15 protein-coding genes are annotated in these 11,667 nt (G+C 54.4%); 7 read left to right on the top strand and 8 right to left on the bottom strand.

The window, feature by feature from the left end:
• Positions 1 to 271: 271 nt before the first annotated feature.
• The 4 genes from GYB81_RS21765 to GYB81_RS21780 all read left to right on the top strand — a co-directional run bounded on the left by GYB81_RS21765 (position 272) and on the right by GYB81_RS21780 (position 3,735).
• Positions 272 to 1,159 (top strand): DNA adenine methylase, encoded by an 888-nt coding sequence (locus GYB81_RS21765; protein ID WP_161867215.1) that lies wholly within the window; start codon positions 272 to 274, stop codon positions 1,157 to 1,159.
• An 11-nt stretch (positions 1,160 to 1,170) separates the two neighbouring features.
• Positions 1,171 to 2,277 (top strand): ParB N-terminal domain-containing protein, encoded by a 1,107-nt coding sequence (locus GYB81_RS21770; RefSeq protein WP_161867216.1) that lies wholly within the window; start codon positions 1,171 to 1,173, stop codon positions 2,275 to 2,277.
• A gap of 1 nt (position 2,278) precedes the next feature.
• A complete protein-coding gene (locus tag GYB81_RS21775; protein WP_161867217.1) occupies positions 2,279 to 3,205 on the top strand; it encodes a hypothetical protein in 927 nt (308 codons plus the stop codon).
• A 341-nt stretch (positions 3,206 to 3,546) separates the two neighbouring features.
• Entirely contained in the window at positions 3,547 to 3,735 is a 189-nt protein-coding gene (locus tag GYB81_RS21780) for a hypothetical protein (protein ID WP_161867218.1), read from the top strand.
• 37 nt (positions 3,736 to 3,772) lie between these two features.
• On the opposite strand, the gene trbL is transcribed toward GYB81_RS21780, so the two are convergent.
• The 4 genes from trbL to GYB81_RS21800 are packed head-to-tail and all read right to left on the bottom strand — an operon-like array spanning position 3,773 to position 6,597.
• The gene (trbL, locus tag GYB81_RS21785; protein WP_161867219.1) at positions 3,773 to 5,188 is read right to left on the bottom strand and encodes a P-type conjugative transfer protein TrbL; all 1,416 of its coding nucleotides are present in this window, start codon (positions 5,186 to 5,188) and stop codon (positions 3,773 to 3,775) included.
• Between the two features lie 4 nt (positions 5,189 to 5,192).
• Positions 5,193 to 5,432, bottom strand: a complete 240-nt coding sequence (trbK, locus tag GYB81_RS21790; protein ID WP_161867220.1) for an entry exclusion lipoprotein TrbK — start codon at positions 5,430 to 5,432, stop codon at positions 5,193 to 5,195.
• Between the two features lie 12 nt (positions 5,433 to 5,444).
• Positions 5,445 to 6,224: a P-type conjugative transfer protein TrbJ gene (gene trbJ / locus GYB81_RS21795; protein ID WP_161867221.1), complete on the bottom strand. Its 780-nt coding sequence runs from the start codon at positions 6,222 to 6,224 to the stop codon at positions 5,445 to 5,447.
• Positions 6,205 to 6,597, bottom strand: a complete 393-nt coding sequence (locus GYB81_RS21800; protein ID WP_161867222.1) for a plasmid mobilization protein — start codon at positions 6,595 to 6,597, stop codon at positions 6,205 to 6,207. Before GYB81_RS21800 ends, trbJ begins: the two co-directional genes overlap by 20 nt.
• A 725-nt stretch (positions 6,598 to 7,322) precedes the next feature.
• On the opposite strand from GYB81_RS21800, the gene GYB81_RS21805 reads away from it, so the two are divergent.
• Positions 7,323 to 8,042 carry a hypothetical protein gene (locus tag GYB81_RS21805; protein ID WP_161867223.1) on the top strand — a complete coding sequence of 240 codons (720 nt, stop codon included), beginning with the start codon at positions 7,323 to 7,325 and terminating at the stop codon, positions 8,040 to 8,042.
• A 132-nt stretch (positions 8,043 to 8,174) separates the two neighbouring features.
• Here the strand turns inward: GYB81_RS21805 and GYB81_RS21810 are convergent, their stop codons facing one another.
• Genes GYB81_RS21810 through GYB81_RS21820 form a run of 3 tightly spaced genes read right to left on the bottom strand, consistent with a single transcriptional unit; the run spans position 8,175 to position 10,393 of the window.
• A complete protein-coding gene (locus GYB81_RS21810; RefSeq protein WP_060852977.1) occupies positions 8,175 to 9,137 on the bottom strand; it encodes an SdiA-regulated domain-containing protein in 963 nt (320 codons plus the stop codon).
• A 45-nt stretch (positions 9,138 to 9,182) separates the two neighbouring features.
• Positions 9,183 to 9,542 carry a TraR/DksA family transcriptional regulator gene (locus GYB81_RS21815; RefSeq protein ID WP_003152678.1) on the bottom strand — a complete coding sequence of 120 codons (360 nt, stop codon included), beginning with the start codon at positions 9,540 to 9,542 and terminating at the stop codon, positions 9,183 to 9,185.
• Positions 9,542 to 10,393 (bottom strand): universal stress protein, encoded by an 852-nt coding sequence (locus GYB81_RS21820; protein WP_003152676.1) that lies wholly within the window; start codon positions 10,391 to 10,393, stop codon positions 9,542 to 9,544. The genes GYB81_RS21815 and GYB81_RS21820 overlap by 1 nt, the downstream gene beginning before the upstream one ends.
• Before the next feature lie 230 nt (positions 10,394 to 10,623).
• On the opposite strand from GYB81_RS21820, the gene GYB81_RS25360 reads away from it, so the two are divergent.
• Both GYB81_RS25360 and GYB81_RS21825 read left to right on the top strand, forming a co-directional pair.
• Complete coding sequence (locus tag GYB81_RS25360; protein WP_001088011.1) at positions 10,624 to 10,785, top strand: hypothetical protein; 162 nt, start codon at positions 10,624 to 10,626, stop codon at positions 10,783 to 10,785.
• Positions 10,786 to 10,898: 113 nt separating this feature from the next.
• On the top strand, positions 10,899 to 11,198 hold the full coding sequence (locus GYB81_RS21825) for a DUF2293 domain-containing protein (protein ID WP_001183923.1): 300 nt from the start codon (positions 10,899 to 10,901) through the stop codon (positions 11,196 to 11,198).
• A gap of 83 nt (positions 11,199 to 11,281) precedes the next feature.
• Here GYB81_RS21825 and GYB81_RS21830 read toward each other — a convergent pair whose 3' ends face one another.
• On the bottom strand, positions 11,282 to 11,524 hold the full coding sequence (locus GYB81_RS21830; protein ID WP_000376617.1) for a hypothetical protein: 243 nt from the start codon (positions 11,522 to 11,524) through the stop codon (positions 11,282 to 11,284).
• Positions 11,525 to 11,667 lie beyond the last annotated feature (143 nt).

The following is an 11,667-nucleotide window of genomic DNA, read 5'->3' on the forward strand; positions in this document are numbered from 1 at the left end:
ACCTTGATGCTAGTAGAACACGAAGCGACCTCACGCCTCGCAGAGATCTTCCCGCTGCATGAACTCACCAAAATCACTGGACACCAAGACACAAGAATGCTGATGCGCTACTACCACCCCAGGCCAGAGGATCTTGCCAAAAGACTCCAATAGCCTGAGAACCCAACCCTTGGGAGCAACAGTCGGAACCATATAGTCTTAGCCACACACAAACGCAAACGTCTATAATGAAACGTTTTAATCAGCGGACTTGAAAACATGGAGCCTCCCTTTGAAATTTGCTAGCCCGCTGCGCTATCCAGGCGGCAAGGGGAGCTTGGCCGCGTTCCTGACAGACGTTATCGACCTTAACGATCTGCGTGGCTACCCCTATTACGAACCGTATGCAGGCGGAGCCGGCGCAGCCCTAAACCTGCTGCGTGACGGGGTTGTGTCTGAAATCCACATCAATGACGCCGATAGAAGAATTTTTGCGTTCTGGGCCTCAGCCTTGCACCAAGCTGACCGCTTTGTGGACAGAATATTTAACGTCCCCCTGAGCATGGAAGAGTGGCGTAAACAGCAGGACATTTGCCTCCGCCCTGAGTCTCACAGCGACTTTGACGTAGGCTTCTCTGCCTTCTACATGAACCGCTGTAACCGGTCTGGAGTGCTTACCGGCGCAGGCCCTATCGGGGGCTATGAGCAATCTGGAAAATGGAACCTGGGGGTTCGATTTAACCGCGAAGCTCTATCGGAAAGAGTGCTCTCCCTAGCCAAACAGAAAGAATTCATAAAGACATATAACCTGGACGCAATTAACTTCCTCAAAGAGAAGCTTCCCAAAGGACTCTCCCGAGCAAAGTCTTTTGTATACCTCGATCCGCCGTATGTAAACAAAGGCCAAAGGCTATACTTGAATGCTTACGAGCACAAAGATCACGCCGAGGTATCAAAATACATAACAAAGCAAAAAACATTACACTGGATATTATCCTATGACGACACCGAACTCGTCAGGAATCTATATAAAAACTATAATATTTTCCACCTACCAATAAAATACTCTTTGCAACAAAAGAAATCAGCAAAAGAATTGGTAATCGCTCCGAACCACCTAACACTCCCCCAAGCAGCAAAAGTTAGTGGAACAGAGTCTTTAATCTCCAGGTGCAATTAGGGGTTAATACAATGAGCGAAGTATCGGGCACTAAATACATACCGGTAGCAGACCTACACTTTGACCGTAGCAATCCGCGCCTTGCAGAGTATGGCATAGAGCCAACCACACAGGACTCAGAAATCCTACAGATACTCTGGGATGCAATGGATGTAAGGGAGCTGGTGCAATCGATTTCAGCAAGCGGCTTCTTTCCCCACGAAGCAGTGATTGCGGCCGAGGAAGACGGAAAATATGTAGTCATTGAAGGCAACAGGCGACTAGCTGCCGTAAAAGTTCTCTTATCCCCAGCTACTGCAGACGAGCATGGATGGCCAGTACCAAAGCTATCATCTGAAGATGAAGATGCGTTAAAGAAAATCCCAGTCATAATTTCAGACCGAGAGAGCGCCTGGAGATATCTTGGCTTCAAGCACGTCAATGGCCCCGCAAAGTGGAGCAGTTACGCCAAGGCCGCTTACATTGCTGAGATCCACAGAAAGTACAAAATACCCCTTGCAGAAATCGCCAACCAAATAGGCGATAGACACAATACAGTTCAACGATTGTTCCGGGGCCTCATGACTCTTGAGCAAGCCGAGAAGAGAGGTGTTTATGATCGAGAGGATCGTTTCAGACAGAGGCTCTCTTTCTCGCATCTTTACACTGGCTTGGACTACGAAGGAATTGGCTCATTCCTAAACATTGCCCCAAAAGAAGAAGAAACAGAAAACCCCGTTCCAGAAGATAAACTCAAGGAACTCGGAGAGCTGTGTGTCTGGCTATACGGCAGCAAGAAAAACAAACAACCTCCTGTAGTAGAGTCGCAGAATCCCGACCTACGACGCTTAAATGCAGTGGTTGCCAATAGAGAAGCAATTGCAGCCCTTCGAGCTGGCACCGAGCTGTCTAAAGCCTTTGAAATAAGCAGACCTCCAGCTGCAGTCTTTGAAGAGGCTCTTTTAGCTGCGAAACGAGAGCTAACTACAGCCAGAGCCAACCTAACAACAGGCTACGACAGATCTGAAGCGCTACTGAGAATTGCGGGCAGCATCGCCAATATAGCAGATGACATTTACCAAGAAATGGAGAGAAAACAAAATCCACAACAGAAGAAATCTCGCCTAGCGGAAGATTGACATGTTTAAGCTGCCAAACCAGCCGTCCCCCAAAGCAGACATACATGAACTAGCCGACTTCGCCGAGTTACTTGCATGGTGCAAGGGCACTGTCTCCGCAAGAGAAATCATAGCGTACCTAGGGCGCGAGGACGATAACGACAACAATGTCGGCTGCGATGACAATGACGACGAGAATGCAAATGAGCTGGATGAGGTGATGAATGAACTTGAGCGGCGATCTCAAGCATGCAACACCGGCTATCCGTTCCTCCTAGAACTGGAGGGAACAGTTCTAAAGTTCTCCCCCCCCCAAGACAACCAAAAGCAGGAGATATATTTATACCTACTGCTTAGCACTCGACTTAACATGCTTAAGTCAAAAATTCATGCCGGCATTGATGGCACAACCCTACTCGAGGAAATTGCAGCCCGCACCCTCCAATTCTACCTCGGGAAAAACAGATCAAAATCCATGGTATTTGGCACCGCCATGGGCAACAAATTTGAAGAAAAAGTTAATAGACTCTGCACCGAACTTAAAGAAGGCGGTTGCTTTAAGAACTGGGATAGCGCTCCAGTCAGCGCTAATGACGATAGACTTGATGCAGTTGCTTGGGTTCCTTTTTCAGACGGCACTTCCAATCAAATCATTGTTTTTGGACAATGCAAGACTGGCACAACTTGGGAACCTCAATCAACCCAGCTACAACCTGACGCTTTCATAAAAAGATGGACAAGTGAACGAACCTTTTCACTTACACCAATACGTGCTTACTGTATTTCAGAGGCTGCAGACAGGTCACGCTGGCAGGGCATTACAGCCTACACAGGTCTTTTATTAGATAGGTGCAGACTAGTCGATTTTTGCGAAGATCTAGAGGTGGGCACCCTTCAGAGACTCAGGAGCTGGAGCGAGGCGGCGAAAGCCACAGTGAATTTTTCGTAATACCGCTGAGGGGCGTCGCCCCCTCTAGCACTTACGATTGATCCAGGTTGGCGGTTCTAAAAAAGGCTCGACAGAATACTCATGAATAGGATCAGATTTTTCTAGCTCCACAACCCTTGCTCGGCCCTGCGCCTCGCTGTAACAAAGCTCAACCCCGATCCATATACCGCATTCATCGGTGCGATCACGCCTATCGATGTACCCCCATGGCTTTATCTTGGGATGACCATCTTTGGGACTCTTCATACGGCTATCCTATGGTGACGCTTCACATAAAACCATAATGCTTAGCTCCAGATTTTAGCCGCTAAAACCCGCCTATCACAGAAAGGGAGGCTCACATGCAAATTCGTGCTGGCAAGGCAGATTTGCACACCCGCTATCGCTTGGCCAAGCAGGCAGCAGCAAGAGCTATTCGTGAAAACAAACGGCTGGGCCTAAGCGATGCCGAGCCGCTGACTGAGCAGGAAATTGCAGCGGAGGTAACTGCGGTGGACTTCTCGTGCTGGAAACCTGTTCCGGTGGCATAGCAGGTAGCCCCGGCGCGGGGCTACAAGATTTTAGCCGCTAAAATTTCTCGTCGCGTCGGCCGCGATTCACGAACTCGGCAATCTCATCCTCCGGCGAATCACCGCTTTGGCTTCCAGGCCCGATACTGTTGGGCTGATCGTCCTCCCGGCCCCGAATGGCTGCTGCCACTTGGCCGCCAAGGGTCTGCTGGGCTTGCTCCATAAAGTCACTACCGAGCTTAGCGGCTTTCTCACCGATCACTGCACCTGCGCCTTTGGCAAGTTCGGCTGTGGTGTTTGCAGCGACCCTGGCGGCTTGTTGTAGCGAGCTGTGCTCAGGATTACCCATGGCGGCCGCAAGCGGGCTGCTGCTTTCGGAACCGGAAGGCATGCCACCTTCGCTCTGCTGCATGCTGCCGTTGAAGTTAGGCATGCTGCTACTCTCAATTGAGCCTTGTGCCTTCTCAACAGCTGCCTTGATGGCTGAAATGCCCCCGGCCATGTTCTGCGCTCCTGCCATGGCAGTGGCGCCTGCCATACTCATGGCGGCAGAAGCCATGCCGGCTGCTCCCATTGCTGCGCCGACCGCTGCGCCGGCCCCGAAGTTGCCAATGCCTCCTGCCCCCGTACTGCTTCCTGTGATGATGCCGGCGAGCATGGGCGGCACCTTGTTGGTTAGGAGCAGCAGGCAGAGGCAGAAAATCAGCATAACGCCCAGTTCCTCGAAATTGAGAGTGCCTTTGCTCATCTTGGCGTAGAAGCCGGTGAGCAGGTCGCTACCAATACCAACCAGCAGCACCATGACAAACAGTTGGATGGCCACCCCCAGAACAGTCTTGTAGTAGTTGATGGCCATGTCGGACGTCCAGCGTGAGCCGCCGAAGCCCAGGAAGAATATGCCGGCGTAGATCAGCACCCAACCGGACACCAGTAGGATGAGCATGTTGATCGCGATGAGCGCAAGCATGACCGTGATGGCCAGGCTCAAGAGGACACCGATCAGGCTATCTACTGGACTCCAGGCCGATAGCGCGGCAAGCGTCTGCTTCCACAGCATGAAGCCGATATCCACGATGCCGGATGGCGTCACCGAGCTTATGCCGGATGCCTGTTCGCCCAGCTTCTGCAGCGATCGAATGATCGAGGACGCAAACTCCGGCCCGTTTCTGAGTAGCCACAGGTAGAAGCCGAAGAACAGGATGAAACGGCAGAACTCGGCAAAGAACTCGGCCAGGTCGGCCTTGCGCAAAGCCATCATGCCGAATGTCCAAGCGAGGGATATGGTACCCAGCGTCCAGAACAACCAGGACGCAGCACTGAGGATGACAGCCTGCCAAGTGGAAGCACGGCTGCTGAACTCGGTAATGACCTGATCCAGCATGCCCTGGTTGGTGAGTTGGGCTGCGGCGCTACCGGAGTAAAAGACAAACAGCAGAAAGCAGCCGATCAGGTTGGTGTTCTTGAGCGTTTTCATATGGTCACCCCTGCGAACTGTTCAGTTCGAGCCAGTTCTTCGGTTGCTCGGTGGGCTGGATAGCGCCCGAGCGTCTGGAGCACTGGCCGGCAAACTCCGCCCGGGCCGCCCGGTCTTCGATCTGGTTGATCACTTCCAGGGTGCAGTTGGCATCACTGACTTCGGGTATGGCTTGGGTATTTGGCTGGTCATCGCATCCGGCAAGCGCCAGAAGGGTGAGCAGCAGCAGGGGTAGTCTTTTCACGGGGGGCTCTCCTTAGCGGTTCATGTCCAGCCAGTTCTTGGGGGCCTGGGTGGGCGCTATGCGCCCTTCGGTCGAGGCGGCGTGGGCGGCTTGCTGCTTGGCCTCCAGGTCGGCCTCGGCCTGCATGCGCGTGGCAATGGCGTTTTGCTGGGCGACCAGCAGGCCGCGAATCTGCAGCAGCTGATTGGCCTGCTGGCTGGCCAGTTGGTTGGCGTAGCCGATGGCCTGCATCTGGCCGGTCGCGCCCTGAGCCTGGCGTTGCAGTTGCTGCAGTGTGTTGGCGTCGTGTTGCAGCGCAGTCTGCTGCTGATCCAGGCCATGAAACAGCGCGTCGTTGGCCTTCTTCTGCGATTCGGAGGCAAGGCGCCGGTTCTCGTTCATCGCCGCCCACTCGGCTTCGCTGCAGCCGGCGTTGGAGAAGCAAGGTGAGGCCCTGTAGTAGGCGACGTCCTGGAACTTGCCGAGGTAGCCGTCGATACTGCCCAGGTTGCGCTTGTAGTAGTCCAGGGTGTCGATGGCGCTGCGCAGCCTGTCCATCGTCTGGCTGGCCTGGTCCCAAATATAGGCCGTGGGCGCGGCCGTGTTCTGCAGCATGTTTTCGTATTGCTGCAACTGGGTCTGGTACTGCTCGATCTGTTTCAGTGTCTGGGCCACGCTTTCCATGGCAGTCAGCACGTTCTGGGTAAGGTTGCCGCCGTCGATTACGGGAATGCCCGCCTTGGCGTTCAAACTGATGAACGAGCTGGTGATACAGGCCAGAAGCCACAGTTTTTTAGCCGCTAAAATTTTCATCGTCTCCTCCTTGCACCTTTATGAGCATCTGCAGCATTACCTGCTGCGTTTCCTCAATCCTCGACAGCACTACCTGGATGGTTCGGCGCATCTGTGCTTCCTCGAAGCCAGCGAAACGCTCGTCATTGCTCAACCACATCTTCAGCAGCCCACCCAAGCGCCCCTGGTCGCCGTTGATCTTGGCCAGCTCAAGAATCGACTGGTGATCAAGAAGGCTGGTCGGCATATGTCCCATACCCAAGCTGCGCAGTAGCGACGACATGCTGTGTCCGGTCTGCTCAGCAAGTTGTTCGATCCGGGCTTTTTCCTCTGGCGTAACCCAGACATTGATCGGCGTATTCCCTTTTCTGGTCGTGGCTCTCTTGATGGTCATGACGTGCTCCATTTGCGGCGGCAGCCGCTTGTCCCGCAGGGCAAGACACCCGTAGAGCGCGAAGCGCGATTAAGGGCAGTGAAGAACCAGTGCCGGCTTGCCGGTACAGGTACTTCACCTATCTTGCCCGGCATTTCATGCCGATTTATTCACTACAGATACCGAACACTTTGCCGATTTCAGGCCGATCGGATACCGATTCCATGCCGTTGCTACACCTATCGAAGTCGCCGCACAGCAACGCAGCAACGGCGTCCGTGGGGAAGTAAATCCTTCGGCCAATACGCCGCTTTACCCGATTAAGCTCAAACATCCAGGGCTCAGTTGGCTTCTGTAGCACGCCGCGAAGCCCAGACGCCTTTCGGCTCAAAGCCTGAGCCAACTGCTCGATCGTCATTACTGCGCCGTACTTATCCTGCAAATAGTCATATGTTGATTTCATAGAACACCGATATATCAAAAGAGCAGTCTTCGATATATCGAAGCGATACACCAAGACACTCTCACAAGTCGAGTAGACGTGTACAGAATGGCCCACATTGGTATAGATTTGCAGGTATAAATCCCCAAGAATTTTTACCTCCATGCCCAATAAACACTCATCCTCCGAGAAAGAGACACGGCTTTATCGCAATCGACTAAGGACAAAAGCTCTTATGTATGAGCTCTCGTCGCGCGTAACCATGCCATTCCCGGACACATTCGCGTCCTGGTTCGACCAAGAGATGATGAAGAAGGGGCTACATAAGCGTGCCAACACGGCTGAAAGCAATCGATGGGTTGCTAGCTTTAAAGGACGCACAGCATTGCAAAGAGAGCAACTTGATCTATTGCAAGAGCTATTCAGCGACGCTCACGACTTCTATATCAAAGGCCCATCTAATCTCTGGATTGCAATGTGGGGAGGCCCCCAGGTGCTTTGGCCACTGTGCAAAACAAGAATCGATACAATGGCACACTTTAAAACTGATGATTACTGGGAATACGAGCGATTCCACGAGAAAAACGAAACAGATATCTGTGAGGCATTAAGGTTATTTGAAGGCGAAATAATGTTAGCCACAGAAACAAACTACCATGATTTACCCGTAGGCTACTTAGTAGAGGCAATTGCACTCTACCGACTTCACAGCCACACAAGCGAGCTACTGATTCTAGGGACGGATGGCATCGGAGCCTATAGAAGCATATATCAATGCTTGTTCAACGCAGAAATAGCGGCAACCCTACTGAGACTAGACATCCTAGAAAACATCAAAGATGAATTAGCCACTATGGAAATAAGAAAAATCCAATCCAACAAGCCTTATTGCGAGGCCCTGGGATTTATATATCCGCCCTCAAAAGAAGCAGCAATGGAGTATGCAAAAGATCCGTTATCCATGCAGCCAAATGAAGAGCGCTGGGACGAATTAGGATTCGACTGGGTCACGAGCGACGCTTGAGACCTGGCTGCAGAATCCCCCAAGTATCAATAAGAGAGGAGTTACAGGTAGGGGAGCCCGCAGAATTCGGAAAAAATCGTACGCTAACAGTTCAAGCGTCCCGGCCACGCCTGACTGTAGCTTGTTGACTGGTCAATCTGTCTCGCGGGTAAAGCGATAGAACAAGTTCGGCTCGCTGACCACGTACAAATACCCTTCATCGTCGATGGTTACGCCTTCGGCTTGGGGTATACCTTTCAGCACACCAGCAAACCCCCTCGCCAAGGAGCGGAAACTCACCACCTTGCCCTCGTCGGTCATTTCAATCAGCAGTTTCGACTCGTCGCTGAGCAGGATCAGATGGCCGCTCTGTTGATCGAATACAACCGAAGACAAGTCAGTGGCAAATACCTTGTCTTTTACTAAGCTGGACAGGTCGCGGACGTGCAGGGAAAAACCTCCTGCCAGACTGGCACGAAGGCCGCTCACCTCAAGCAATTGGCGAGGGTCACGCTCCTTGGTCACAAACAGGCGGTCACCTTCCAGGTCGTAAGCGAGCCCTTCAAGGCCTTTGTTGTCCTCTTTGCCAAGCGCCAAGGTCAGAGCTGGATACTGGTTTCGGCTCAATGAGCGGTCAGAAGAAAGCTTGCCGTCTTCGGCGATGGGGACATCCACGATAACCAGGCTCTGCCGACGCTCCTCGGCAATTACAAGTTGACCGTTGCCGGCATAAGACACCGCTTCCACATCGTGGAAGCCATCCAGGCTGTAACGTCGCTCCACGTCACCGTCACGGCTGAGGGCCAGCAGTTCGTTCGGGCCATTGGTAACCGCCCACAGCAGTTTTAGATCAGGGTCGAAGGTCAGGCCCGAAAGGTTATTGTCCACACCGGGAACCGGCCTAGCATCCAGTTCAACCCGATAGCCAGGCAGCCAAACAGAACGTTCCTGCCAATCGTCTGTGTGCCAGTGGGTCTTGATCCAGAAGTACAGACGATCATCAAGGTGATGAGTACGTACTTGGAATACGGTGAGCAACACAAGGCACAGAAGCGCCCACATCCAAACACTTACTTTCCGTGTTCGGCCCAGCCAGTTTTTAGCCATCAAATACATTAGAAGCCTCGTTAAATGGGACTGACGCCACCAGCCGTGATGGTTTCAACCCGACTCGGTGCGGCTGGCACAGGTGATACACAACGGCGTGGCCGGATCGAACTCCAGACGGCCCGAGGCGATCAACTCGCCGCATTGGTTACACCAGCCATACTCGCCCTCGTGCCAACGCTTGAGGGCCAGCTGGAGGCGGACGCGTTCATGCTGCGCCCGACTGCGGATGGCATCGTTCATTGCTTGCTGTTGGAGTGCATCCATCCTCGACAAACGCCCTACTTTGCTTTGATCCAGCTCTACCGATTGCGAGCGAGACTCAGCGTCTTCAAGCAATCGATCCAGCTCGGCAGCCCGCTGTTCCAACAAGGTCTTGAAATGGGCAAGATCGAGGGCGTCGTCCATGGCCATTAGCGCAGCAGTAACAGCGGACTGGTGGTGGTGCGGAGCATGCTGGTCGTGGTGCTACCGACCAGGAACTGACGGATGCGCGAATGACCATAGGCCCCCATCACCAGCAGATCGATGCCATGCTCTTTCTGATAGGCGTGCAGGGTAGGTTCTATTTCACCGCTCCGAGTCTCAGCGCGAACGGTAAATCCGGCGTTGATCAGCACTTTCTGCGCCCAGTCCAGCTGCGCGGACGCTTCGTCGTTCACGGGCCCAACCATGACCAGATGGATCGGCAGCCCCTTCAGCAGCGGGCTGGCTGCCAGCATCTCCACACCCTTGCGGGTTGTAGCGCCGCCATCGAATGCCAGCATCGCGCTCTTGGGCTTTTGGAAGTTGGCCGGGGTGACCAGGATTGGCCGGTGCATGATACGAATAACGCTTTCCAGCTGGCTTCCGACATGCTGACTCAGACCGCCACTAGACTCGCCCTGGCGACCGATAACCAGCAAGCGCGTTTCACTTTGCAGCTCTTGCAAGCTCTCCAGTAAATCGCCATGTCGCTGCTTGGACTCCGGTGCGCGCACACCATCATTCACGGCCCGTTCTTTCGCGGCTGCAAGCATGATTCGCCCTTGTTCAAGGGCCAACTTGCCGCGCTGTTCATCCAGGGAAGCAAGCTCATCAAGCAGGTGCTCGCGGCTGCCAAGGCCAATGTTGCCACTCAAATCTGCTGCAACCGGATACTGGCGCTGATCCAGCACATGCAGGAAGGTCAGCGGCGCTTCCAGGCTCAGACTGGCCCAGGCCGCGTAGTCGCAAACAGCTGGAGCCGAGGTGGAACCGTCGATACAGGCAATTACGTGGGTCATTGTTGTTCTCCTTCTCAGTGGGGTTCTAGGGGTCCCGCCGCAACGCCTCCGGACCGAGTGGTCCCGTCTGAAGCCTACGAGGCGGCGACTGAAATCCTGCGGACCGCCGCCAAGCCATTCGCGCTGGCGCATGTGTTGGCTCTCTCTCCTCCATTACACCGTGTGGCCGTAAAGGCGTAGGCGTCGGACCGGTGTGGCCGGGCGGTCGGGTGTTGTGGTAGTTGGACTGCGTGAACTCCCAAGCCGACAACTTTGACGACGACCAGGAAGCGACCGCCGAGGGCATTGCCGACATTGAGGCAGGCCGGACTATCAGCCACGAGGCTGTGAAAGCCTGGCTATTGTCGTGGGGAACGCCGAACGAACTGCCGCCCCCCAAGGTTGGCGATTAGCTGACGGCAACATCGGAAGGCATGTCGCTGAGCTACCCTTTTGGCGGCCCCCAAGCACCTCATGCGACCCCTTTTGGCGTAGGCCGATGCGAGCGTCTCCTTGGAGGCATCGCATGCAGCAAGGCACATTATTCACCCGGCGGACGGTCGAGCGACATTTTCGCAAACATCAAGCTCGCTGCCCGCCGGAATACCGCGAGATCCTCATCGAACGGATTCTGGCCAAACGGTGGACAGAAGCCTCGCTAGGCAAGGTCGTCGGCATTGTGGCCTCAACCTTCGCCCGCCACCAACTTACCGACTACGATCGACTTTTGGCGATCTCCGGTATGGCTCGCGCCGAGGCGCGGTTAATTGTCAGCCGCGAAGTAAGCGACATTCTAGAAAGCTGGCGCAGCACCGCGCTCCCCTAGCCAAATCGGTGGAGCGAGCCGCGCGCACGCTTATCCGCCGGTGCATGGCTATGCACCCCCGCCCCGTCCCAGCGCCCAATGCGCTAGGAGTAGCTTAAGCACTCCGCTGGCATCGTCGAGACATGGATGCCGTCGCTGCAACTCGCGACTAGGAGCTCGGATCTCAGGACGAAGGTCTCCGCGAATGTCCGGTCGATCCGCGCGACGTCCCAGGCGGGCGTTCCCTTGGCGGACATCCACGCCGCAGCGTCGTGCATCAGCCGCACAACCTCGTCGATATCACCCGAGCAGGCGACCCGAACGTTCGGAGGCTCCTCGCTGTCCATTCGCTCCCCTGGCGCGGTATGAACCGCCGCCTCATAGTGCAGTTTGATCCTGACGAGCCCAGCATGTCTGCGCCCACCTTCGCGGAACCTGACCAGGGTCCGCTAGCGGGCGGCCGGAAGGTGAATGCTAGGCATGATCTAAC

The organism is Pseudomonas yangonensis (genome assembly GCF_009932725.1).
GTDB classification, from domain to species: Bacteria; Pseudomonadota; Gammaproteobacteria; order Pseudomonadales; family Pseudomonadaceae; genus Aquipseudomonas; species Aquipseudomonas yangonensis.